This is a genomic window from Agrobacterium tumefaciens (assembly GCA_025560025.1).
In the GTDB taxonomy this organism is placed as follows: Bacteria; Pseudomonadota; Alphaproteobacteria; order Rhizobiales; family Rhizobiaceae; genus Agrobacterium.
The window spans coordinates 2052715-2074546 of sequence record CP048485.1 but is presented as its reverse complement, the minus strand read 5'-3'; the positions used below and the strand labels follow the sequence as shown (position 1 = coordinate 2074546).

The window sequence follows — 21832 nt, the reverse complement described above, 5'->3', positions numbered from 1 at the left end:
TCATTCCCTCAGTCAGTTGGACGCAGCCGTCTGGGCTTCAACCGGTCTTATCCGGTCGCCATCACGCACGAATGCTCCAGCTTTCTCGACAACCTTGTCACCAGCGGCAAGCCCGCTGACAATCTCGATAAAACCGCCGTCCTCTATGCCGGTCTCGATCTTCACCTGCTTGACGACGTCGCCTTCCACCTTGCGGGTGGTCGAGCCTTCGCGTCCGGAGGTGACGGCCGATAGCGGCAATGCGAGCGCGTTCGTCTGCTCGACGACTATTTCCGCGCTGGCATACATGCCTGATCGCGCCGGGCTGTTTTCCGGCAGCACCACATGTACGGAGCCGAGGCGCGTCGTCGGATCGACGGTGGGTGAAACGAGGCGCACCTTGCCCTCTATTTTCTCAGCTCCGCCGGCAACCGTCAAATAGGCTTTCTGACCGGTCTTGACCTTGAGGATATCCGTCTCGGAAAGATCGGCGACGAGTTCGATCGCGCCATCCTTGATGACGGTGAAAAGCGGGTTGCCCGCGCCGCTGGCAATGGCGCCAACCTTGGCGTTCTTGGCCGATACGATGCCGGTGACGGGGGTTTTAACACCCGTCCGCGTCAGCTTCAGATCGATGTCGTCGATCTGCGCGTCAACGACCTTGATGTCGGCTTCGCCGGCGGAAACGGCCTGCTTGGCCGCATCGAGGCGGGCCTGCGCAACTTGAGCGGCGGCTTCGGTTTTTTCCGTCTCGGAGACGGAACCCGAACCGCTCTGGCCGAGCTTTGCGGCGCGGTCGCGCTGGCGAAGGGCGTCGGCCAGATTGGCCTGCGCTTCCAGCACCTGCGCCTTGGACTGGGTGACGGAGGCTTCGGCCTTGGCCTTGTTGGCTTCTAGCTGGCTCTTTTGCAGGACAAGACTATCGGAGGACAGCACGGCCAGAACGGCATTCGCCTCCACCCGGTCGCCGATATCGGCGTTCAGCGTGTCGATCGACAGGCCGTCAACCAGCGGCTGGACGTAAATCTCGTCCACGGGGCGGATCGTGCCGGTGGCGATGATGCGGTCCACAAGATCGCGTTTTGCGGCATGTGCGACGATGATCGAGGGGAGGTTCTGCTGTTTGACCGGTGCCTGCGTCTCCCCTTCGGCTGCTGCCGAAAAGGGCAGGGCCGTTGCGGAAAGAAGAAGGAATACAAAGCGGTTAAACGTGACTTTATGCTGCATGTGTCTTGGCTCGCGCAATATTCGATCGCATGTCCTGCAGCCTCTCGGCGTATATTAGAAGGTCATGCTGAAACGAATGTGAAACAAGGGATCACAATACTTCCTTTTCGATCCTCCCGATTCGAACGCCCCTCAACGCGAATCTTCAGCACTTTGCCGTCGTGCTTTTCTTACAAGATCAAATTTGGCAGTCTTGTGGGCGGGACTCTAATTGTTGTTGTCGTACAAATCAATCCGCATAGCCGCGATGCTTGATATACATTTTTGTATAGGTCGGGATATTGTAATTCGTCAAATACGTCACCAGCGAAAAAAAGAAACGCGCGGACGGCCCCGCGCGTTCCATGCGTTCGGGTTCGATTTTACTATTTCAGCGCCGCATCGGTAATTTCGGTGGTGAAGGCGCCGGAGGGTTCCTTGGTGATGACCGGATCGGAACCGCCGCCCAGCAGCGTCTTGACGGTACGGTCATAGTCCGCCTTGTCGAGCGCGCCCTTCGAGCCGGCGGTCAGTTTTGCCACTTCGCCCATCATGCGCTTCTGGTGTTTTTCGGTCTGGGCGCCGGAGGCGTCGTTTTCCAGCACGATGCCGGCGGCATCATCAGGGTTTTCTTCCGCCCATTTCCAGCCCTTCATGGAAGCGCGGACGAATTTGACCATGTCTTCCTTGAACTTGGCGTCCTTCAGCTTGTCTTCCAGAACGTAAAGCCCGTCTTCCAGCGTCGCCACGCCTTCCGCCTCGTATTTGAAGGTGACGAGTTCCTCCGGCTTGATGCCGGCATCGATGACCTGCCAATATTCATTATAGGTCATGGTGGAAATGCAGGCGGCCTGTTTCTGCAGCAGCGGATCGACATTGAAGCCCTGTTTGAGAACAGTCACGCCATCGGCGCCGCCGGTGGTCGGGATTTTCAGATGCGCCATCCAGGACAGGAACGGATATTCATTGCCGAAGAACCAGACGCCCAGCGTCTTGCCCTTGAAATCTTCCGGCTTGGTGATGCCGGTTTCTTTCAGGCAGGTCAGCATCATGCCTGACGATTTGAACGGCTGGGCGATATTGACCAGCGGCACGCCCTTTTCGCGGGTGGCGAGTGCGGATGGCATCCAGTCGACGATGACGTCAGCGCCGCCGCCGGCCAGAACCTGCGCGGGCGCAATGTCCGGGCCGCCGGGCTTGATATCGACATCGAGGCCTTCGGCTTCATAGAAACCCTTGTCCTTGGCGACGTAATATCCGGCGAACTGCGCCTGGGTGACCCATTTGAGTTGAAGGGTAATCTTGTCGGCGGCCTGCGCTCCGAATGCGGTCAGGAGTGACGCGCCGGCAAGAAGCATGGATGCAAGTTTCATTTTCATCGCTGTTCCCTTTTTCGTTATTACGTTCGTCCCCCACGGACGGACGGATGCCAGAAAGTGACGGCCCGCTCTGCGAGCGCCACGAGACCATAAAAGCCGGAGCCGGCGAGCGCGGCGACCGCGATTTCGGCCCAGACCATATCGACATTGCTGCGGCCCATTTCCGCCGAGATGCGGAAACCCATGCCGACGATGGGTGTGCCGAAGAATTCCGCGACGATGGCGCCGATCAGCGCCAGCGTGGAATTGATCTTCAGCGCGTTGAAGATGAAAGGCCAGGCGGCGGGCAGGCGCAGTTTCAGCAATGTCTGCCACCAGCCGGCGGCATAGGTGCGCATCAGGTCGCGTTCCATGTGGCTGGAAGCGGCAAGCCCCTGCACCGTGTTCACCAGCATGGGGAAGAAGGTCATGATGACGACGACGGCGACTTTCGACTGCCAGTCAAAGCCGAACCACATGACCATGATCGGCGCGATGCCGACAACAGGCAGAGCCGAGACGAAATTGCCGATGGGTAGCAGCCCGCGCTGGAGGAAAGGCGAGCGGTCGATGAGAATGGCGACGGCAAAGCCGAGGCCGCAGCCGAGCACATAACCCGTCAGTACCGATTTGATGAAGGTCTGGCGGAAATCCGCCCAGAGGATCGGCAGGGAGCTGGCGAGCCGTGCGAGGATGGCGCTTGGGGCCGGCAGCAGGATGGGCGGCACGGAAAAACCGCGCACCACGCCTTCCCAAAGCGCGAGGATCGCCAGTCCGAAGAGAAAAGGCACGGCGATGCGGCCAATACGCTTTGCCGCTGGCGTGGAGACGTGGCGGCGCACCAGCCATTCGTTGAAGGCCCAGGCGGCAAGCCAGAACAGGATCGCGCCGAAAAACCAGCCGGGATGGGTCATGGCCGGGCTCCCATTCTCTTGAGGACGGCGGCATGGGCGATGCCGATGATGGATACGAGAAGGGCAGCCACACCGGCGGCCATGAACAGCGCCGCCCATATCTGCACCGTCTGGCCGTAATAGGAACCGGAAAGCAGGCGCGCGCCGAGCCCGGCAACGGCACCCGTCGGCAATTCACCGACGATGGCGCCGACCAATGCGATGGCGACGGCGATCTTCAGCGAGGTGAAGAGATAGGGCAGAGCCGAAGGCCAGCGCAGCTTCCAGAATATCTGGCCGGGTGAGGCATTATAGGTGTGCATCAGGTCCAGCTGGATCGTCTCCGGGCTTCTGAGACCCTTCACCATGCCGACGACAATGGGGAAGAAGGAAAGATAGGTGGAGATCAGCGCCTTCGGCAGCAGCCCGGAAATGCCGATGGAGTTCAGGACGACGATGATCATCGGTGCGACGGCGAGGATCGGGATCGTCTGGCTGGCGATGATCCACGGCATGACGGAGCGGTCCATGGCGCGGTTATGCACGATGGCGACGGCAAGCAGGATGCCGAGCGCAGCACCGATGGCGAAACCGAGCAGGGTGGCCGAGAGCGTGACGCCGGCGTGATAGATGAGGCTGCGCTTGGAGGTGATGGCCTTGTTGACCGTGGTGTCCCACAGTTCGGCGGCAATCTGGTGCGGGGCGGGGAGAACCGGCCGCTCCTGCGCGAAGGTTTGCGGCAGGAGTTCGAAGAAGCCCGGCGTTTGACCGGCGCGGGTGGCCTGATCGCGGGCGAAGGGCATGTTGAGGTAGACGACCGCGAGGTGCCAGAGGATGAGGATGGCGAGGAGGACGGTGAGGATGGGGAGGATGCGGTGGCGGAGGAGGGTCATGGGTTTTCGCTCCGCCGCTCACTCCGAGGGTGCGGCTTACCCCCCTCTGTCCTGCCGGACATCTCCCCCTCAAGGGGGGAGATCGACTCGTGGTTGGGTCTCGCCCATCTCAACGTTTGCGAATGGAGCGATGTTAGGGCCTCCTGCCGATCTCCCCCCTTGAGGGGGAGATGCCCGGCAGGGCAGAGGGGGGTGAAGCTTGCGATGACCTCACCCCTCATAGCTATGCCCCGCCTTCAGCCCCTCACGTACCCGATGCGCAATCGCCAGAAATTCCGGTGTCTCGCGAATCTCGAGCGGCCTTTCCCGTGGAAGGGTGGATGTGATCACATCCGTCACCCGGCCCGGCCGCGGCGACATGACGACGATCTTGGTCGAGAGATAGACCGCTTCGGGAATGGAATGGGTGACGAAGCAGATGGTCTTGCCGGTCGTATCCCAGAGTTTCAGCAGCTGTTCGTTGAGGTGATCGCGAACGATCTCGTCCAGCGCGCCGAAGGGTTCGTCCATCAACAGCAGGTCGGCATCGAAGGCGAGTGCGCGGGCGATGGAGGCGCGCTGCTGCATGCCGCCGGAAAGCTGCCATGGATATTTCTTGCCGAACCCATTGAGGTTGACGAGATCGAGCGTGCGCTCGATGCGCTCGCGCTGCTCGGCCTTGGTATAGCCCATGATTTCGAGCGGCAGGGCGATGTTCTTTTCGATGCTGCGCCAGGGATAAAGGGCGGCGGCCTGGAAAACGTAACCGTAAGAGCGGTCCCGGCGGGCGTTTTCCGGCGTCGTGCCGTTGACGGTGATGTCGCCGGACGTGTGTTTTTCCAGATCGGCGATGACCCGCAGAAAGGTGGTCTTGCCGCAGCCGGAAGGGCCGATGAAGGAGACGAAATCGCCCTTGCCGACCTCTAGGTCGACATTGGAGAGTGCGTGCACCGGGCCATCACCCGTTTCGAAGGTGAGGCCGAGATTTCTGGCGGAAACGACGGAATAGGGGGAGGCCTGGTTCATCTGGGCTTGGTTTCGCTTTCCGTCAGGGCCGCGCGCGCCAGCGGCAGCATTTGGGTTTCCGTAAGCCTTGCGATCGTTACGCCGGGGTGGCGGTCGAGATCGAGCCAGCGCACTTCCTCTATTTCCGCCTGCGGGGCGACCTCTGTCTGAAGTCTGGCGATGAATGTATGGGCGACGACGTCGGCCCCCGTCTCATTGGCGGCCTCCTCGCGAAAGACGCCTTCATAACGGGCGGCATTTTCGGGCAGCGTCAGGCCGATTTCCTCGGCAAGTTCGCGGTGAAGCGCCTGTTCCGGCGTTTCGCCCGGATCGATCTTGCCGCCCGGCTGCATGAATTGTGTGGTGCCGCGCTTGCGCACGACCAGCATCTGCCGTCGCTCATTGAGAAGAACGGCTGCGGCGATGACGATTTCGCGTTTCGGCCCGGCGCTCACGGTCATACACCCGATGCCGGGATGCCGCTGCGCTCCACCTTGCGCGGCGCGACGAGTTCCTTCCAGGTGGAAAGCGCCCGGCTGACGGCCGGATAGGGATCGCGGGCGATGAACTGGCCGTGACCCGGCTGCGTTTCGATGGTTGCCTCCTCGATGCTGACGAGACCGCGCGACAGGGTGTAGCGCGGCAGGCCTTTGACCTTCTGGCCTTCGAACACGTTGTAATCGATGGCCGATTGCTGGCTCGCCGCGCTGATGGTCTTTTCCAGCGCCGGATCCCAGACGACGATATCGGCATCGCTGCCGACGAGGATCGCGCCCTTTCTGGGATAGATGTTGAGGATCTTGGCGATGTTGGTGGAGGTGACGGCGACGAATTCGTTCATCGTCAGGCGGCCGGTCGCCACGCCATGGGTCCAGAGCAGCGGCATGCGATCTTCCAGCCCGCCGGTGCCGTTCGGAATCCTGCGGAAATCGCCAAGGCCGAAACGTTTCTGCTCGGTGGTGAAGGCGCAATGGTCGGTCGCCACGCATTGCAGCGAGCCGGAGGCGAGGCCTGCCCAGAGGCTATCCTGATGCTGCCGGTTGCGGAAGGGCGGCGACATCACCCGGCGGGCGGCGTGATCCCAATCGGCATTGGCATATTCGCTTTCATCGAGGATCAGGTGCTGGATCAGCGGTTCGCCATAGACCCGCATGCCGTTTTGCCGGGCGCGGCGGATCGCTTCATGCGCCTGTTCGCAGGAGGTGTGGACGACGTAAAGCGGCGCACCCGCCATATCGGCGATGATGATGGCGCGGTTGGTGGCCTCGCCTTCCACCGAGGGCGGGCGCGAATAGGCATGCGCCTCCGGCCCGACATTGCCTTCCGCCATCAGTTTTTCCTGCATCTGCGCGACGATATCGCCGTTTTCCGCATGCACGAAGGGAATGGCGCCCAGTTCGGCGCAGCGCGAGAAGGAGGCGAACATCTCGTCGTCATTCACCATCAAGGCGCCCTTATAGGCCATGAAGTGCTTGAAGGAGTTGATGCCCTTTTCCCGAACCACCGTCTTCATCTCGTTGAAGACCTGCTCGCCCCACCAGGTGACGGCCATGTGGAAGGAATAATCGCAATTGGCGCGCGTCGCCTTGTTGTCCCATCGCTGCAGGGCATCAAGAAGCGACTGGCCGGGCTCCGGCAGGCAGAAATCCACCACCATGGTGGTGCCGCCGGCAAGCGCCGCGCGCGTGCCGCTCTCGAAGTCATCGGCGGAATAGGTGCCCATGAAGGGCATTTCCAGATGCACATGCGGATCGATGCCGCCGGGCATGACATAACATCCGGTGGCATCGAGTACCGTGCCGCCCGTCAGATCGGGGCCGATCTCAGTGATCCTGCCGCCTTCGATCTTCACATCGGCCTTATAGGTGAGGTCGGCGGTGACGATGGTGCCGTTCTTGATGATGGTGGCGGTCATTCCACGATCTCCGCAGTCTCAAGCACCGCATGCAGCAGCACATCGCAGCCGGCGGCGGCCCATTCCGGCGAAATTTCCTCGGCTTCGTTGTGGGAAAGCCCGTCCACGCAGGGGCAGAAGATCATGGTGGAGGGGGCGACCCTTGCCGTCCAGCAGGCATCGTGGCCGGCGCCGGAGATGATGTCCATGTGGCTGTAGCCGAGTTTTTCGGCGGCAGAGCGCACGCGGCCGACCAGAACGGGGTCGAAGGTGACAGGATCGAAATGGCCGATGGCCTCGATCGAGCAGCCGACGCCGAGTTCTTCGGCAATCTGTGGCACCTCGCGTTCGAAGATGGCGCGCATGCTGTCGAGTTTCGCCTGTGAGGGGGTTCTGAGGTCGATGGTGAAGACCACCTTGCCGGGCAGCACGTTGCGGGAATTGGGTGTGAAGATCATCTGGCCGACGCCGGCAACGGCGCCCGGCTGGTGGGCCATGGCCACCTCCTGCACCTTTTCGAGAATGCGGGCGGCGGCAAGGCCGGCATTGACGCGCATGGCCATCGGGGTGGAGCCGGTATGGGCTTCCTTGCCGGTTAGCGTCACTTCCAGCCACCACAGGCCCTGGCAATGGGTGACGACGCCGATCTGTTTGCCTTCCGCTTCCAGGATCGGCCCCTGTTCGATGTGATATTCGAAATAGGCGTGCATTTTGCGCGCGCCCACCTCTTCCTCGCCCAGCCAGCCGATGCGCTTCAGCTCTTCGCCATAGGTCTTGCCGTCGGTATCAGTGCGGCTATAGGCATAATCGAGATCGTGAATGCCGGCGAAGACGCCGGAGGCCAGCATGGCCGGGGCAAAGCGCGCGCCTTCCTCGTTTGACCAGTTGGTGACGGTGATCGGGTGTTTGGTCTTGATATTGAGGTCGTTCAGGCTGCGCACCACTTCCAGTCCGGCCAGCACGCCGAGCACGCCATCGAATTTGCCGCCGGTCGGCTGGGTGTCGAGGTGGCTGCCGATATAAACGGGAAGCGCGTCCGGGTCCTCGCCTGGGCGGGTGGCGAACATGGTGCCCATGCGGTCGACGCCCATCGTCAGCCCGGCCGCTTCACACCAGCGCTGGAACAGGCTGCGGCCTTCCGCATCCTCATCCGTCAGCGTGCGGCGATTATTGCCGCCGGCAATGCCGGGGCCGATCTTCGCCATATCCATCAGACTGTCCCACAGACGGTCGCCATTGACCGTCAAGTTCTTACCCGCCGCCATGAAGTGTCGTCCTCACCTGTTTTGTTTTTATCGAAGCAAAGCTTGTGCCGTTCCCTTTTTTGCCGGTTAAGATAACAGCCATTGCCTTGTGATGGCGATGGGGGATAAATTGACCGGCTGGTAAACATTGCAAATTCGCCATGGCGTCAGCAAGGGATTTTCGTGACGAATCGCACAAATTTTGCCTAAACTGTACGCGGCGATTATTTTTTAAGCATACTGTAACGGCAATTGCATCGAAAAGAAACAGAGAGCTGAGAATGGCCATACCGCGAGCAGCAAAAACACAGAAGCGGACCCGCATTCAGGAAGAAAAGCAGGAGGCGATTCTCGAGGCTGCGCTCAGTGTATTCTCCATCAACGGCTTTCGCGGCTCCACCATCGACCAGATTGCCGAGGCGGCCGGCATGTCGAAGCCGAATGTGCTTTATTATTTCCGTACCAAGGAGGCGATGCATCGCGCGCTGATCGAGCGGGTGCTGGACACATGGCTTGACCCGCTGCGCGCCTTCGATGCCAAGGGCAATCCCGAAAGCGAGATCCGCTCCTATATTCGTCGCAAGCTGGAAATGTCGCGCGATTTCCCGCGCGAAAGCCGCCTGTTCGCCAATGAAATCCTGCAGGGCGCGCCGCATATCGAGGACGAGCTGAAGGGGCCGCTGAAACAACTGGTGGATGAAAAGGCCGAGGTCATCCGCGCCTGGGTGAAGGCGGGGCGGATGGCCAAATGCGATCCCTATCACCTGATTTTCTCGATCTGGTCAACCACGCAGCATTATGCGGATTTCGATGTGCAGGTGCGGGCGGTGCTGGGTGAGAAGAATGGCGGTGAAGGGCGTTTTGAGGATGCGGCCCGGCATTTGGAGCAGCTTTTCATGGGCGGATTGCGGATAAACGGCTGAACGGGACCGTTCTCGCGAATATGTGATCGATTCTTTATGTCAAAACATGAGGAAAATTATCATCTTTATACTTTACTCCAAAACTCATCTTTATTATGGTGCCGGCATCCCCAACCTCGGGGCATTGAAAAATCAACCGGCAGGTGAGGGAATGGCACGCAAGGAAAAGAAGAAGGCCGAACGCGGCGGCAAGCAGGGCAAGGGCGCTCCCCAGACTGAGCGGGATGTGGCCGAACAGCAGCTTTCCGGTCCGAAAAGCTTTCTTTATGTCGGCGGCCGTGACTGTCAGGTTGCGCATCTTCGCCAGATCGCCAGCAATTTCGGCGCGGAGCTCATTCATCACGATGGCGGCCTGCGTGAGGCCGTCTCGCGCATCGATACCGTGCTTCCCTCCGTCGACTGCGTTTTCTGCCCGATCGACTGTATCAGCCACGATGCGTGTCTGCGGGTGAAGTCCGGTTGCAAGAAATTCGGCAAGACGTTCATTCCGCTGCGCAACGGCAGCAAATCCAGTCTGGAGCGGGCGCTGCAGACCATGAATGAACGGACCTCGAACGATGAGCGACGAGCGCAATAATTTTAAGGATGGAGTGCCAGCGGCGGCGGAAGCCTGCCGTGTGGAACTGCACAAGATGGCCGAACAGGCCGCCGATCCGGCTTTGCCGGACATCTATGAATTCATCGGTGAACGCGAAAGACGCAACCGCCTTGCCGGAAGCGGCGGCAATGTCGTGACCTTTCCCTATCTGCGCACCCGTCAGCCCGGTGAAACACCATCCTTCGAAATCGGCGCGGCAGCCGAAGAGGGCCGCAATATCCTGTCGTTTCGCTGGACGCGGCGTAAGGGCTAAAACTTAGCCCTTCGGCTTTAGAAATGCTCCCGCGCAAAGCACCAGCCATCCGGCAATCATGCCGAGGCCACCCGTGGGTGCTGCGTAGGGAAACAGGCTGTGACCGGAAAAATGGCGGGTGACGAGATCGCCGACAAAAACCGCCGTGCCGAGGCCGAGGATCAGGCCTGCGGGAATGGCGGTTCTGATGCGATCCGCGCCGATATGAAGCGCCACAAGCACCGGCGCATGCGCCAGCGCCATGGCCGAAGCATTGCCGAGCATATAGGTTTCGCCGGTATGGGTGGCGGCTGCTGCGAGCATCACGCCGGCCGCGCCCGTGAGGCCGCCCAGCAACAGAATAAAGGCCCGCAATCTTTCGCGGGGCAGGCTTGCGATGGTCGCGCTCTGCATGGTCATTGGCTGTCCGCCTCCTGGTTCTGCATGTGAAAGGCTAGCCGCTCGACCGGCGTCCAGATGATCTCGCGCAGCTTCGGGTTTTCGATGGTCTCGTCCATGGCGCGGCGGAAGCAGAGCAGCCATTCATCCCGCTCGGCGGGGCCGATAGGGGCGACGAAATGGCGGCGGCGGAGCATCGGATGGCCGTGTTTCTCGACATAAACCGGCGGTCCGCCAAGATATCCCGTCAGATAATCGTAAAACTTCGCCTCGCTGCCGGAAAGATCGGCCGGATGGATGGCGCGGCAGCGCGCCGCTTCGGGCAACGTATCCATCAATTCATAGAAACGCCGGGTCAGCGCCCTGACGGTCGCATCGCCACCAATCGCTTCATAAAGGGTAATGGTCTCGCCGCTCATAATCCGCCTCTTGTGGCCCTCCGGTCCTTATCGCTCCATGGAGCGGTAAGAGCAACAGGGCACGGGCGGGGTGCGACATTTGCGACACTGTGCGACGACGCCTCGGCTTTTGTCTCAAAGTTGGAATGCCGACACGATTCGGATTGCTGACGAGTGCTTTCAAACTCGACGTCATCCTCGGGCTTGACCCGAGGATCCATAGCGCGGGTTGTGGATCCTCGGGTCAAGCCCGAGGATGACGGAGGAGAGCTTCAGACAACCAGTGACGCTTCAATGTGAAGTTACGGATCGCATGGGAAATGGCATGCGTTCAGCTTATATCATCCCACATGCGCCAGCCACTCACCCAAAATTACGGATGAGATCGAGCCCCTTGTTCAGAAGCGTTTCGGCCTCATCCTGATTGGCGGCCTCGACATAACAGCGCATTTCGGGAGCGTTGCCGGAGGGGCGGAAATGGATGGTGCTGCCGTCGGTCAGCGCCACACGCAGGCCGTCTATGTCGCTGAGCGCCTTCACCGCGCCGACCGGGGCGAGGAAGGTTTCGAGATTGCTGCGGGAGGCGCGCAGATGCGCCATTAGGGCGGCGCTCTTTTCCTGCGCGAAGTTCTCCAGACGGTCGGCGGCGGCAACCGGCAGCCTGTAAGCGGCTGCGATTTGCGACAAAGGTTTTTTCTGTTCGGCGGACAGAAGCAACACGGCAAGGACAGGCAGGAAGCTGTCACGCGTCGGCAGCGGCGAAAGCGGCCTGCCGTTGAGGGTGAAGGCGGAGGCGGTCAACAGGCCGCCATTGGCCTCGAAGCCCATGACGCCGTTCTTTCCCTCGGCAAGCGCTTCACCCATGCCGGCGATCACGAAAGGTGAGCCGACCTTGGTGCGGACAACTTCGAACGAACCGCTTGCTTCAATACCGGAATTGGAGGTGACGGGGGTCACGACCACGCCCGCATCGAGAAAATTGGCCGTGATAAGCCCGATCAGGTCGCCGCGCAGCGGCACGCCGTTTTCATCGGCGAGCAGGGGACGGTCGCCGTCGCCGTCGGCGGAAACGATGGCGTCCAGACCGTGTTGCGGCGCCCATTCTTTGAGAAGCGCCAGCGTTTCCGGTGAGACCGCCTCGGTATCGACGGGAATGAAGGTCTCGGAGCGGCCGAGCGGCACGACATCTGCGCCATAATGGGCGAGAACGTCGACGAAGAGATCCCGCGCCACCGTGCTGTGCTGGTAAACGCCGATCTTCAGGCCCGACAGCGCCTTTTCCGGCAGCAACGCGATATTGCGCTCGTAGAAAAGTTCGGCGGCGATTGCGGAGTGATCCTCTGCCGTTTCCGTCTCGTCACTGATGCCTTCAGCCTCGACCTTTGCTGCGAGTGCGGCAATCGCCGTTTCATCCCGTTTGTCGATTTCGCCGTCGGGACGATAGAACTTGATGCCGTTGCGGTCGGCCGGAATATGCGAGCCGGTGATCATCAGGGCTCCGGCCTTGAGGGAAAGCCCGTAAAGCGCCAGCGCTGGGGTCGGTACCTTGCCGCAATCAAGCGGCGTCAGGCCGGCCTTTTTCAGCGCGGCGATGCAGGTTGCGGACACATCCGGGCTCGAATCGCGAAAATCGCGGGCCACAAGAATGGGGTCTCCCGCCTTTGCCTGGCCCGACGCAAGAAGGTGTCTTGCAAATGCCGTGGCATAGACGGCAGAGGCTTTTCCTTTCAGATCGACAGAGAGGCCGCGAAGGCCACTCGTTCCAAATTTCAGGCTCATGCCAAACTCCGTTTCGATAAAATCTTTGAGGTTCAAATGGATAATGTAAAAATATAACGCCTGAAAGAACCGTATCGATCCATTCAAGTCAATCGTCTCTTTCATGGTAGTCGCGAATAGGCAATGATGGCGGGCATGAGGCGGGTAACCTAAAATTCACCCGTCATATTTAAACTTGCCCGTTGATAGCGGCCTTGGCGATGGTGAAAACAATCCGTTGCCGGCCTTTTTGTGGTTCGTTCGAGTTGGATTGGCTGATGTACAGGCTTCAAAAGGCGGGACATAAGCAGGCACGTCCGCTGGATGAAAAAGCGGCGGCCGCCGCCAGACCCCATGGTTCCCTGCTGGACGATCTGGCGGATGAGGACGAGGTTTTCGAACGCACGGTGCTGAAAGAGCATCTCGAGCCGAAGCCGGCGGCCGCCATTGCCGAACCAGCTCCGGCCGCGCAATCCGTCAAGGCGAGCTCGCCGAGCGCCAGTCTGGCGAATGCGCTGCCAGGTCTGAAATATATCGACAGGATCGGCCTGGACGATGTGCTCATCTGGCTGCGAAACGGCATTGTGTGGATCGTGCTTGCGATCATTCTCTGCGTCGCCGCGTCACTTTCCTATGCCTATATGACACCGCCGCGCTACACGGCCTATACGGATATCGTCGTCAACCCCTCCAACCTCAACGTCGTCAGCGACGGGGTGTTCTCCCCGAACCAGCAACGCGACACCCAGATTCTCGAGGTGGAGAGCAAGCTGCGCACCATTACCTCGCGCAATGTGCTGGCGCGGGTGGTGGATGAGCTGAAGCTTGACCAGGATGCCGAATTCATCAAGCCGCCGCCGCTTGCGCGGTTGAAGGCGATTTTTTCATCGAAACCGGAGGATGGCGACAACAGGGTCGGCGCGCTTCGTTCGCTCGGAGACCGGGTGGCGGCGGAACGCGATCCACGTTCCTTCGTGGTGACGCTTTCGGTCTGGACCAATGACGCGGAAAAGTCCGTCATGGTCTCGAAAGCCATCGTCAAGGCTTTCGAAAGCGAGCTGTTCCAGACGACGTCCGACAGCAGCCAGCGCATCGTCGATGATCTGAGGACCAGGCTGGAGGAAATGCGTGAGAACGTGACTGTGGCCGAAAAGCGCGTCGCGGATTTCCGCCGCGAAAACGGCCTGCAGGAAAATAACGGCCAGCTGGTCAGCAATCTTGCATCCGGTGAGTTGAATGCGCAGGTGCTGGCGGCGCAGCAGCGTGTCATTCAGGAGGAGTCACGCCTCAAGCAGATGGAGGCGGCGATTGCGCAGAACCGCACGCAGAGCGACGCCATCTTCGACAGCCAGACCATGAACACCATCCGCGCACAATACAGCACCCTGCAGCAGCAGATCGGCGCGATGACGCTGACCTATGGCGCGCGCCATCCCCGTCTGGCGACGGCGGGGGCGGAACGCGACATGCTGGAGCGCGGCATGGCGGACGAGGCGCGGCGCATTTTGCAGGCGGCCAAGACCAATGTCGCCGAGGCCCGTTCCTCGCTCGACGCTCTCAGGCTGAAAGCCGTGGCGGAGCGCGCCAATGTCTTTACCGACAACGAGGCGCAGGTGCGGCTGCGCGATCTGGAACGCGACGCCAATTCGGCCGCGGCGATCTACGAGACCTATCTCAACCGCTCGCGGCAGATCGCCGAGCAGCAGACGATCGATGCCACCAATGTGCGGGTGATTTCGCAGCCGGTGGCCCCCAATTCCAGAAGCTGGCCGCCGGGCAAGCTGATCTTCCTGATCGCCGGCGGCGTGGGCGGTCTGTTCCTCGGTCTTGGCATTGCCATAGCGCTCGGGCTTCTGGGTTATCTGCGCCGCAAGGATCATGCGGACATCGCGGCGCGCTAGCTCCAGTGGGAGCGGCCGGGTCCGATTATTCCTCGGAAATCAGGCCGTCATAAACCTCGAGCAGGGCAGCGGCGATGGCAGCGCCCAGGGCATTGCCCGCATCACGGATGCCAGCCTCGTCGCCGTCACGGACGGAGACGGCAAGATCGGACGCTTCGTTCGCGACGATTTCTTTCGCCCGCTCTATCGCCCAAAGGCCGAAATCGCCGCGGTTGTCGATCGATATGGTTTCCATGGCCGGGACCTTTCCTTTGATCTGGTTTCGTCGTCCCTTAACCCATCGGTAGCAAAACCGGAATAGGACGGAGAGGGAATGGCAAGGGTCACTCAACCTTCAGGCGTATAAATTGCTTGCCTCAAGCTCAGGATTTATAAAAATATTAATGATAGTTCTTCGTAGTGTTTGAAGCCTTATGGCCTAGCATCTGCGTGAATATAACAATGAAACGATGCCTATCTTGGACACCGGACAGAATATGACAGGGAGAGACATCCCGGATTCGGAAGGACCTGGCACAATCTGGCCGGTCATTCCGCTTGCGGCTTTGCCCATCACTGACGCGACGATCGACGAGACGGCACAGGATTTCATCCTGCGCGCGGAAGGCGAGCGCGCGGCCGGCTCAAGGCCGTTCTATTCGACCTCGGCGAATGGCCAGGTGATCGCGCTCTGCCATCAGGACAAGGAATTCGACGCCATGCTGCGGCAGGCGGACCAGATTCATGCCGATGGCATGTCGCTGGTGATCTTTTCCCGCAAATTCTGCACCACGGCGCTACGGGAACGCGTCGCGACCACGGATCTCGTTCATGCCGTGGCCCGCCGGGCCGAAGAGACGGGTACGCGGTTTTATTTCCTCGGCGGCTCCGAAGACGTGAACCGCGCCGCCGTTGAGGAAATGCAGAGGCTCTATCCGCGTCTGGTCTTCTCGGGTCGGCGCAACGGTTATTTCAAGCGGGATGAAGAGCAGGCGATCCTCGCCGATATCGCCGCATCACGGACGGATATTCTCTGGGTTGGCTTCGGCATACCGCTGGAGCAACGTTTCGTTTCGCGCAATCTCGACGGGCTTTCCGGCATCGCGGTGATAAAGACCTGCGGTGGCCTGTTCGACTTTCTCGCTGGCAAGAACAGCAGGGCGCCGCAATGGATGCAGGATATGGGGCTCGAATGGCTCTACAGGGCCATGCTCGAGCCGAAACGTCTCGGCAAGCGTTATCTGCTGACCAATCCGATCGCCATTTATTCGCTGCTGAAACATCGCTATAGCGCTTCCGGTCAGAACCGGTAGGGTCTTGCCGCGGCAGGTCTCACGCTGCTCCCGCCTCCCGAACCTTACTTAAGGCCATTCTAACTTATTGAATGAATGCGTCCCCGTGCCGAAATTCGTTGCAACTGCGCGCAACGGCGCTACATTAGGCGGATATTAGAAATTTATTCGAATCAGAGATATTTGAGGACAGCGATGGTTATTACGTCCGTTTCTCTTTTCATATATGGAATTGGTACCGTTACCTCTCTTGCCATGACCTATATCGAAGGCGCCCGCCGTGACAGGGATTGGGACCTTTATCGGGTGACCGGTATCATCCTTTGCTTCTTCTGGCCGGTTCTGGTGCCGCTTCTCATTCTCGCGGCTGTGTTTTCGTCATTCGGCTTCCAGAAACGGCATTTGAATCCTGTCTCGCTGCACAGGGAAAAAACCCTGAGCTGAGACTTGCGAGCCGAGATTGGCGCTGCGGACGGAACTCGTCCGTTTCAGGCCTTTTTCGCCGGCGCCTTGTAGGGGGTCAGCGTAATGCCGAGGCTCGCCAGGACGCGGCCGATGGACATGAGCGGCGGATGGGTGGCGGGCAGCAGCGACCCGGTTTTAAAGAATGCGGAAACGGCGCGGACCACTGAAAGACACAGGCTGACGGCGTTTTTGGCGGTTAGCAGCAGCCCGCCCTTCAGGCCGGGGCGTCGGGCGCGGTCAATGCTGTAGTTGATGATGCCCGTCCTGAGCGAGCGCTCCATGATCCAGCGCGGCGCCATGCGGTTTTCCGGCACATATTCGATGATGAGGGCTTGGGCATTCCAGGCGAATTTGAAACCGGCCTTGCGGCAGCGGGTGAAGAAATCCATGTCGCCGCCGCCGAGGAAATTGAATTGCACGTCGAATTCCGGTTTTGCCAGCGTTTCGAAAACACGTCTGGAGATCAGGCAATTGCCCGATCCGTGAATCTGATCGACCGGGCCGGTCGGGGATTCGATGGAGCCGAATAACGGATGCGACAGAACCGCCTTCGATGCGGGTGCGTCGAATTCGCGGTTGACCGGACCGCCGACGATATCAGCGCCGAAAGACCTTGCAGCCGAGACCATCTCGGCGAGCCAGACCGGGGAGGCTGCCTCGTCGTCGTCGATCATCAGGAACCACTCAGCGGAAGGATAACTCTGCCGGGCGGTGCGGAATGCGGTGTTGATGGCGTAACAATTGCCCTGTGTCGGCTCCACCAGGGCCTGACCTGTCACTTCATTTTCGGCAAAGAAGGAGCGCGCAACGGCAAGGCCCGCCTGGCCTGCGCCATCATTGTCGACCACGACGATGGCGAAGGGAAAATCGACCTTCTGGGCCAAAAGCGACGCCAATGTCTTCCGCAAGCCTTCGGGCCTGCGGAAACTGGGAATGCACACCACCGCTTCCGGCATGATTTCGGACATGGAAACTCCTAAATACCGGCAAGCGCTGCGGCGGAAAAAACGACGGCCCTGAGGCTTTGGCGCGGGCGATTGAGGAATGTATCGGCAAGCGCCGAAACGGCCTCGCGATAACGGCGGGCGCGAAAGGCCTGCGCCACCGTATAGGCATTCATGTGGTTTTCGGATTTGCGACGCAGCCGCCTCAGTTCCTGCGGCGCTATGGCGGCGACGATGGCAGGGTCGGAAAACACCGCCTCGATCGCCGGTTCACAATCCCGGAACGTCAGGAGACGGTTCATCATCACGCTTGTCCTGTGCACCCGGTAGTCGAGAACATGCTGGCCCGGCAGATAGACGAAGCGGCCGGCGGCGGCCAGCCTGCACCAGCCATACCAGTCTTCCGCGTAGCGCAACGTCTCGTCAAAACCGCCGAAATCCTGAAAGATGCGGGTTCGGACCAGCATGATGCCGCCATTGACGATGAAGTTTCCGCCCAAAAGCGGCTGCAGGATGAAACCATCAGGCTTCTCCCGCCGGCGGATGAGATTGCGCCGGCCGATCTTGGCGCCATTTTCGTCTATACGCTCGTAGTCGCCATAAACCGCAACGACATCCGGTCCGGAGACACCGGCGCCAAGGGCGGCGATGGCGCCCGCTTTCAGGCGGTCGTCGGCATCGAGAAACATCGTCCACTCGCCGCGCGCCTGCGAAAGACCGAAATTGCGCACGGCGGAAACGCCCTGCCTTCCCTGGGGTCGGGCCAGCAGTTTGACGCGCGGATCGGAGAAACCTTGCACCTTCTGCGCCGTTGCGTCGGTGGAGCCGTCATCGACGACCAGCACTTCGCAAACGGTTTCGCCCTGGAACAACACGCTTTCGATCGCTTCCACGATGTAACGCTCACCGTTGCGAACGGGAATGACAATCGAGACGGAAACCAAGACTTTAAACTCCATGGGGCGTGGGCCAAGAATTCGCACAGCGAAGTTACTACCCGATTAAGCGGGCTTGCGCCAATTATGACGTGGTATAGCGTCAGTTAACCTTGCAAATCTTTAATATCCTTTTGGCATGATTGAGATGTTATGTTTTGAGAATTAGAGCGCCCTTCGTCCTTCCGGATGTATCAGGACGCTCTGAAACTTTTGATCTGCGTATCGTTCCTGTCGAGAATCCATTCCGATTTTCGACCGATGCGCCGGGGTTGCGGAGGCGGGTAAATGCGGATCGGGCGACGGAATTTTCTCGGTGGTGCGGCATGTGCCGGCCTGTTGCATGGCATGGCCGGCCAGGGATTTGCCGCGCAGAAGAAAGCGCCGGTGAAAACAGCTCCCTATGGTGCGGCCGTTTATCTTCCTGACCTCACCGCCGATAGCCGCGTCGGCGAGGCGGTGGTCAAATATTGCTCACGCATCACCCCCGTTACCGAAATGAAATGGGAGGTCATGCGACCTTCCGAAGAGGTGTTCGATTTTGCCGCCGCCGATGCGCTCGCCAATTTTGCGCGGCAGCACAATCTTTCCATGCATGGCCATCCGCTCATCTGGTACGCCTCCAATGCGCCCTGGCTTGCCGGCGTCCGCGGTGCGAAGGTCGAGAAGCTGATGGAAACCCACATCGTCAAGGTGATGGAGCGCTACAAGGATGTGATCCATAGCTGGGATGTGGTCAATGAGCCGATCCCCGACGTGCCCGGCAATGTCCGTTCGCGGCGCGACGCCTGGTATTACGGCGCAGGTCCGGACGCGATCAAAAAGGCCTTCGAGATCGCCCATGCCGTCGATCCGAAAGCCCAGCTGGTCCTCAACGAATATGATGTGGAATTTTCGGTCGAAAAATCGCCGGCCAAGCGGGCAGCCTTCCGTAACCTCATTCTCGAACTGCTCGAGAAGGGCGCGCCCATCAACGCCGTTGGCCTGCAGGGGCACCTGCGCGGCGGCTGGCCCATCGCCAAGGACGAGCTTGCCGCCTTTACCAAGGAAATGCGCAGTTACGGTCTTGCCGTTCTGGTGACGGAACTGGATGTGATGGACCAGACGCTGCCCGCGCCAGAAGCCGAACGTGACATGCTGATAAACCAGCAGGTCCGTGATTTTCTCGAAGCGGCTTCAGAAGGCGGGCCGCTTTCCTCCATCACCACATGGGGCATTTCGGACCAATATACCTGGATCCGCTGGGCTTACCCGCGCCGGGACGGCACTGTGAACCGGCCGCTGCCGCTGGACTGGAGCTTCAACGAAAAGCCGATGATGGCCGTCATCAATGAATTCCGGAACCGTGGTGCATGACTATGAGTGCTGAAATGCCGCTTCCTCCCGTACAAAAGGCGCTGCAAATCAATCTTCATCCCTTCGATGCGCCGCATGCGGCCCTTACCCTTCCGCATCAGCTGCGGGTCTGGGGCGGGCAGGTGGACCGCATTCTCCTGACGGTCGATACCGGCCAGGTGGGGGCAGGGCGTTACAAGGGCAATGGCTTTGCGGCGGCGAGCAAACGTCTGTTCGACATGCTGGAGGAAATGCAGACCAACTATCCGCATCTCCATGTGGATGTCGTCGACTACAGCGATGCTGCGCGCCATGCCGTGACGGAGACGTTCTTTTCGCGCTCGCCGATCCCCTATCCCGCCAAGGCCTTCGACGGCGGCCCTTTCCATGTCTATTTCCACGGGCTGAAACGCGCCAATGCCCGTTATGTGATGCATATGGACAGCGACATGATGTTCGGCGGCGGCAGCCAGAGCTGGTTCGACGAAGCCATTGCGCTTCAGAAAGCCAATCCGGACGCGCTCTGCATCACGCCCTTTTCCGGGCCGCCGACCGTGCGCGGCGATCTCGATGTTTCCCGCCATGTCGGCATGCCGGGGGTGCGGAACATTCCCGAACCGCGCAAGCTGCCGTCACGCATTCCCACATGGCGCTTCGCCACCGTTTCCACCCGTCTTTTCATGATCGACATGGACCGTTTCGCAAAGCGTATCGGTTCGCTCGAATTGCTGAGGCCGGATGTCAAACGGCGTATCCGTTCCTATGCCTATAACCAGCAACCGGTCTCGATGCCCGCCGAAGAGGTGCTGAGTACCAATATGATGCGCGTCGGCGTTCACCGGCTGGATTTTCTCGGCACCACAAAGGGCATGTATTCGCTGCACCCGCCCTATCGCTCGCCTGAATTTTACGCGGCGCTGGGCTTCATTGTCGAGCGTATCGAAAAGGGTGATATCCCCGAAGGCCAGCTTGGCGATTTCGACATCAACGGATCGATGGTGGACTGGACGAGCGCGCTTGCCGCCAAGACGCGCTCCAAACGTTATGCGAAGGCGCTGCGCCACCTGTTCTCGGCGAATGTGCAGCGTTTTACCAAGGCCTAAACCGGGCACTTCATCATCGGCGCGGAGGCGCAGGCCTCAATAGTCGGTGATGAGCTTGCTCCAGCTCTCCGAACTCAGCCCGCCAATATAGATATCGCCGGCAAGCGCCTTTTCCCTGAGCGCTTCGTCCCGGGTGGCCATGCAGAAATAACCGCGATGACGGAACGTCATGTGGTTCTGGCGGTAAAGCGCGTTCATGAGAAAGGGCTGTGACATGCCCGTGACATGGGCATAGCCCTGATCGTCGAAATGCCGGAACAGGGCGTTGAGCACGTCGTTTTCGCGGCCGGCGTCGCAGACAAGGTTCAGCACATAGGCGGTCCGTCCCGCCTGTCCGAAGAACAGGGCAGCGCCGATGGCCTGGCCTTCGGCGTTTTCAATCGCGACGCTGCTCAATTCGCCGAGCGTGTCGTTGGCTTTGCTCATTTCTATCAGCCAGTGGAATTCCCCGTGGGACCATTCCGGGCGAACGGAAAAGCGCTCGATCATCGTCAGCGCCGTGCAGCGGAACGTTTCGAAATCCACCGGTCTCACTTTGGTGCCGGCGACCTCCTGCGGTCTGATGCCTTTTTTCCAGGAGCGCAGGATGCGGTCGGCAAAGCCGAGCACCATCAGAGCGGGCTTGGATTTGGCCAGCTGCGAACGGCGGGGCATGCCCAGCGCGATGGCGCAGAAAGGCTTCAGCGCCTTGTGCCATTGCAGGCTTTCCATCGGCAGCATATTGCCGCCGATCGCGATCCAATGATCGGCACTGACGGGGGAAGCGGTGTCCGAAAACAGCATATCGTGTTTCGTCGCCCGCATGCCGCGGGACAGGCGCGCGGCTCCAAGCGCCCCGAGTTTTCCTTTCGACGCGAAAGCGCAAAGCAATCTTGCCGTTATGGTTTTCTCGTTTGCGACAAATCGCATGGGTATGGCAAGGATGACGCTTGTGACCCCGTTTTCGCCCGCGTCGTAGACGACGCTGCCGTGATCGGGGTGAAAGGCGGGACTGCCAAAAAACAATGTTTCGATGTAAGAGCGGAAGTCGAAGCTTCCTTCACGTCCGGTCTTCTTGAAAGCGCTATCGAGCACGACCTCGACGGCCGGAACGTCCTCCCTGAGCATGGGACGAACACC

General features: G+C 60.1%; 24 protein-coding genes. 8 read left to right on the top strand and 16 right to left on the bottom strand.

Translation table 11 applies throughout. The features are described from left to right. Positions 1 to 12: 12 nt before the first annotated feature. From FY152_10185 to FY152_10145, 9 genes are all read right to left on the bottom strand, one after another. Entirely contained in the window at positions 13 to 1206 is a 1194-nt protein-coding gene (locus FY152_10185) for an efflux RND transporter periplasmic adaptor subunit (protein ID UXS32438.1), read from the bottom strand. A 365-nt stretch (positions 1207 to 1571) separates the two neighbouring features. Further along, positions 1572 to 2564 carry an ABC transporter substrate-binding protein gene (locus tag FY152_10180; protein UXS32437.1) on the bottom strand — a complete coding sequence of 331 codons (993 nt, stop codon included), beginning with the start codon at positions 2562 to 2564 and terminating at the stop codon, positions 1572 to 1574. 20 nt (positions 2565 to 2584) lie between these two features. Beyond that, a complete protein-coding gene (locus tag FY152_10175) occupies positions 2585 to 3457 on the bottom strand; it encodes an ABC transporter permease (GenBank protein UXS32436.1) in 873 nt (290 codons plus the stop codon). Continuing rightward, positions 3454 to 4329, bottom strand: coding sequence for an ABC transporter permease (locus tag FY152_10170; protein ID UXS32435.1), 876 nt, complete (start codon positions 4327 to 4329; stop codon positions 3454 to 3456). The genes FY152_10175 and FY152_10170 overlap by 4 nt, the downstream gene beginning before the upstream one ends. A gap of 210 nt (positions 4330 to 4539) precedes the next feature. Continuing rightward, positions 4540 to 5334, bottom strand: a complete 795-nt coding sequence (locus tag FY152_10165; GenBank protein ID UXS32434.1) for an ABC transporter ATP-binding protein — start codon at positions 5332 to 5334, stop codon at positions 4540 to 4542. Then, on the bottom strand, positions 5331 to 5774 hold the full coding sequence (locus FY152_10160; protein UXS32433.1) for an NUDIX domain-containing protein: 444 nt from the start codon (positions 5772 to 5774) through the stop codon (positions 5331 to 5333). The genes FY152_10165 and FY152_10160 overlap by 4 nt, the downstream gene beginning before the upstream one ends. Further along, entirely contained in the window at positions 5771 to 7228 is a 1458-nt protein-coding gene (hydA, locus tag FY152_10155; GenBank protein ID UXS32432.1) for a dihydropyrimidinase, read from the bottom strand. Before hydA ends, FY152_10160 begins: the two co-directional genes overlap by 4 nt. After that, positions 7225 to 8472: a Zn-dependent hydrolase gene (locus FY152_10150; GenBank protein UXS32431.1), complete on the bottom strand. Its 1248-nt coding sequence runs from the start codon at positions 8470 to 8472 to the stop codon at positions 7225 to 7227. The genes hydA and FY152_10150 overlap by 4 nt, the downstream gene beginning before the upstream one ends. Continuing rightward, positions 8459 to 8740 carry a hypothetical protein gene (locus FY152_10145; protein UXS32430.1) on the bottom strand — a complete coding sequence of 94 codons (282 nt, stop codon included), beginning with the start codon at positions 8738 to 8740 and terminating at the stop codon, positions 8459 to 8461. Before FY152_10145 ends, FY152_10150 begins: the two co-directional genes overlap by 14 nt. Here FY152_10145 and FY152_10140 point away from each other — a divergent pair. From FY152_10140 to FY152_10130, 3 genes are all read left to right on the top strand, one after another. Next, the gene (locus FY152_10140; protein ID UXS32429.1) at positions 8733 to 9374 is read left to right on the top strand and encodes a TetR/AcrR family transcriptional regulator; all 642 of its coding nucleotides are present in this window, start codon (positions 8733 to 8735) and stop codon (positions 9372 to 9374) included. The genes FY152_10145 and FY152_10140 overlap by 8 nt on opposite strands. Positions 9375 to 9525: 151 nt before the next feature. Continuing rightward, complete coding sequence (locus FY152_10135) at positions 9526 to 9951, top strand: DUF2325 domain-containing protein (GenBank protein ID UXS32428.1); 426 nt, start codon at positions 9526 to 9528, stop codon at positions 9949 to 9951. Further along, positions 9932 to 10225 (top strand): hypothetical protein, encoded by a 294-nt coding sequence (locus tag FY152_10130; GenBank protein ID UXS32427.1) that lies wholly within the window; start codon positions 9932 to 9934, stop codon positions 10223 to 10225. The genes FY152_10135 and FY152_10130 overlap by 20 nt, the downstream gene beginning before the upstream one ends. A 3-nt stretch (positions 10226 to 10228) precedes the next feature. On the opposite strand, the gene FY152_10125 is transcribed toward FY152_10130, so the two are convergent. The 3 genes from FY152_10125 to FY152_10115 all read right to left on the bottom strand — a co-directional run bounded on the left by FY152_10125 (position 10229) and on the right by FY152_10115 (position 12780). Beyond that, positions 10229 to 10624 carry a DUF423 domain-containing protein gene (locus tag FY152_10125; GenBank protein ID UXS32426.1) on the bottom strand — a complete coding sequence of 132 codons (396 nt, stop codon included), beginning with the start codon at positions 10622 to 10624 and terminating at the stop codon, positions 10229 to 10231. Beyond that, positions 10621 to 11022: a globin gene (locus FY152_10120; protein ID UXS32425.1), complete on the bottom strand. Its 402-nt coding sequence runs from the start codon at positions 11020 to 11022 to the stop codon at positions 10621 to 10623. Before FY152_10120 ends, FY152_10125 begins: the two co-directional genes overlap by 4 nt. Before the next feature lie 342 nt (positions 11023 to 11364). Next, on the bottom strand, positions 11365 to 12780 hold the full coding sequence (locus tag FY152_10115) for a phosphomannomutase (protein UXS32424.1): 1416 nt from the start codon (positions 12778 to 12780) through the stop codon (positions 11365 to 11367). A 257-nt stretch (positions 12781 to 13037) separates the two neighbouring features. Between FY152_10115 and FY152_10110 the strand changes: the two genes are divergently transcribed. Further along, on the top strand, positions 13038 to 14660 hold the full coding sequence (locus tag FY152_10110; GenBank protein UXS32423.1) for a GumC family protein: 1623 nt from the start codon (positions 13038 to 13040) through the stop codon (positions 14658 to 14660). Positions 14661 to 14685: 25 nt separating this feature from the next. Here the strand turns inward: FY152_10110 and FY152_10105 are convergent, their stop codons facing one another. Then, the gene (locus FY152_10105) at positions 14686 to 14895 is read right to left on the bottom strand and encodes a hypothetical protein (GenBank protein UXS32422.1); all 210 of its coding nucleotides are present in this window, start codon (positions 14893 to 14895) and stop codon (positions 14686 to 14688) included. A 256-nt stretch (positions 14896 to 15151) separates the two neighbouring features. On the opposite strand from FY152_10105, the gene FY152_10100 reads away from it, so the two are divergent. After that, positions 15152 to 15952 (top strand): WecB/TagA/CpsF family glycosyltransferase, encoded by an 801-nt coding sequence (locus FY152_10100; GenBank protein UXS33264.1) that lies wholly within the window; start codon positions 15152 to 15154, stop codon positions 15950 to 15952. Between the two features lie 174 nt (positions 15953 to 16126). Continuing rightward, a complete protein-coding gene (locus tag FY152_10095; protein UXS32421.1) occupies positions 16127 to 16375 on the top strand; it encodes a hypothetical protein in 249 nt (82 codons plus the stop codon). A 44-nt stretch (positions 16376 to 16419) separates the two neighbouring features. Here the strand turns inward: FY152_10095 and FY152_10090 are convergent, their stop codons facing one another. Continuing rightward, on the bottom strand, positions 16420 to 17364 hold the full coding sequence (locus FY152_10090; protein UXS32420.1) for a glycosyltransferase family 2 protein: 945 nt from the start codon (positions 17362 to 17364) through the stop codon (positions 16420 to 16422). Positions 17365 to 17372: 8 nt separating this feature from the next. Continuing rightward, positions 17373 to 18299: a glycosyltransferase gene (locus FY152_10085; GenBank protein UXS32419.1), complete on the bottom strand. Its 927-nt coding sequence runs from the start codon at positions 18297 to 18299 to the stop codon at positions 17373 to 17375. A gap of 264 nt (positions 18300 to 18563) precedes the next feature. Here FY152_10085 and FY152_10080 point away from each other — a divergent pair, with 264 nt between their 5' ends. Next, positions 18564 to 19631: an endo-1,4-beta-xylanase gene (locus FY152_10080; GenBank protein UXS32418.1), complete on the top strand. Its 1068-nt coding sequence runs from the start codon at positions 18564 to 18566 to the stop codon at positions 19629 to 19631. A 2-nt stretch (positions 19632 to 19633) separates the two neighbouring features. Further along, complete coding sequence (locus tag FY152_10075) at positions 19634 to 20713, top strand: glycosyltransferase family 2 protein (protein ID UXS33263.1); 1080 nt, start codon at positions 19634 to 19636, stop codon at positions 20711 to 20713. Positions 20714 to 20749: 36 nt separating this feature from the next. Here the strand turns inward: FY152_10075 and FY152_10070 are convergent, their stop codons facing one another. Next, positions 20750 to 21820 carry a GNAT family N-acetyltransferase gene (locus tag FY152_10070; GenBank protein UXS33262.1) on the bottom strand — a complete coding sequence of 357 codons (1071 nt, stop codon included), beginning with the start codon at positions 21818 to 21820 and terminating at the stop codon, positions 20750 to 20752. Positions 21821 to 21832: the final 12 nt, after the last annotated feature.

What these genes read in the sequence shown, in the direction of transcription:
- FY152_10185 (UXS32438.1), bottom strand. Translation starts at nt 1,206, where the DNA reads ATGCAGCATAAAGTCACGTTTAACCGCTTTGTATTCCTTCTTCTTTCC.
- FY152_10180 (UXS32437.1), bottom strand. Translation starts at nt 2,564, where the DNA reads ATGAAAATGAAACTTGCATCCATGCTTCTTGCCGGCGCGTCACTCCTG.
- FY152_10175 (UXS32436.1), bottom strand. Translation starts at nt 3,457, where the DNA reads ATGACCCATCCCGGCTGGTTTTTCGGCGCGATCCTGTTCTGGCTTGCC.
- FY152_10170 (UXS32435.1), bottom strand. Translation starts at nt 4,329, where the DNA reads ATGACCCTCCTCCGCCACCGCATCCTCCCCATCCTCACCGTCCTCCTC.
- FY152_10165 (UXS32434.1), bottom strand. Translation starts at nt 5,334, where the DNA reads ATGAACCAGGCCTCCCCCTATTCCGTCGTTTCCGCCAGAAATCTCGGC.
- FY152_10160 (UXS32433.1), bottom strand. Translation starts at nt 5,774, where the DNA reads ATGACCGTGAGCGCCGGGCCGAAACGCGAAATCGTCATCGCCGCAGCC.
- hydA (UXS32432.1), bottom strand. Translation starts at nt 7,228, where the DNA reads ATGACCGCCACCATCATCAAGAACGGCACCATCGTCACCGCCGACCTC.
- FY152_10150 (UXS32431.1), bottom strand. Translation starts at nt 8,472, where the DNA reads ATGGCGGCGGGTAAGAACTTGACGGTCAATGGCGACCGTCTGTGGGAC.
- FY152_10140 (UXS32429.1), top strand. Translation starts at nt 8,733, where the DNA reads ATGGCCATACCGCGAGCAGCAAAAACACAGAAGCGGACCCGCATTCAG.
- FY152_10145 (UXS32430.1), bottom strand. Translation starts at nt 8,740, where the DNA reads ATGGCCATTCTCAGCTCTCTGTTTCTTTTCGATGCAATTGCCGTTACA.
- FY152_10135 (UXS32428.1), top strand. Translation starts at nt 9,526, where the DNA reads ATGGCACGCAAGGAAAAGAAGAAGGCCGAACGCGGCGGCAAGCAGGGC.
- FY152_10130 (UXS32427.1), top strand. Translation starts at nt 9,932, where the DNA reads ATGAGCGACGAGCGCAATAATTTTAAGGATGGAGTGCCAGCGGCGGCG.
- FY152_10125 (UXS32426.1), bottom strand. Translation starts at nt 10,624, where the DNA reads ATGACCATGCAGAGCGCGACCATCGCAAGCCTGCCCCGCGAAAGATTG.
- FY152_10120 (UXS32425.1), bottom strand. Translation starts at nt 11,022, where the DNA reads ATGAGCGGCGAGACCATTACCCTTTATGAAGCGATTGGTGGCGATGCG.
- FY152_10115 (UXS32424.1), bottom strand. Translation starts at nt 12,780, where the DNA reads ATGAGCCTGAAATTTGGAACGAGTGGCCTTCGCGGCCTCTCTGTCGAT.
- FY152_10110 (UXS32423.1), top strand. Translation starts at nt 13,038, where the DNA reads ATGTACAGGCTTCAAAAGGCGGGACATAAGCAGGCACGTCCGCTGGAT.
- FY152_10105 (UXS32422.1), bottom strand. Translation starts at nt 14,895, where the DNA reads ATGGAAACCATATCGATCGACAACCGCGGCGATTTCGGCCTTTGGGCG.
- FY152_10095 (UXS32421.1), top strand. Translation starts at nt 16,127, where the DNA reads ATGGTTATTACGTCCGTTTCTCTTTTCATATATGGAATTGGTACCGTT.
- FY152_10090 (UXS32420.1), bottom strand. Translation starts at nt 17,364, where the DNA reads ATGTCCGAAATCATGCCGGAAGCGGTGGTGTGCATTCCCAGTTTCCGC.
- FY152_10085 (UXS32419.1), bottom strand. Translation starts at nt 18,299, where the DNA reads ATGGAGTTTAAAGTCTTGGTTTCCGTCTCGATTGTCATTCCCGTTCGC.
- FY152_10080 (UXS32418.1), top strand. Translation starts at nt 18,564, where the DNA reads ATGCGGATCGGGCGACGGAATTTTCTCGGTGGTGCGGCATGTGCCGGC.
- FY152_10075 (UXS33263.1), top strand. Translation starts at nt 19,634, where the DNA reads ATGAGTGCTGAAATGCCGCTTCCTCCCGTACAAAAGGCGCTGCAAATC.
- FY152_10070 (UXS33262.1), bottom strand. Translation starts at nt 21,820, where the DNA reads ATGCTCAGGGAGGACGTTCCGGCCGTCGAGGTCGTGCTCGATAGCGCT.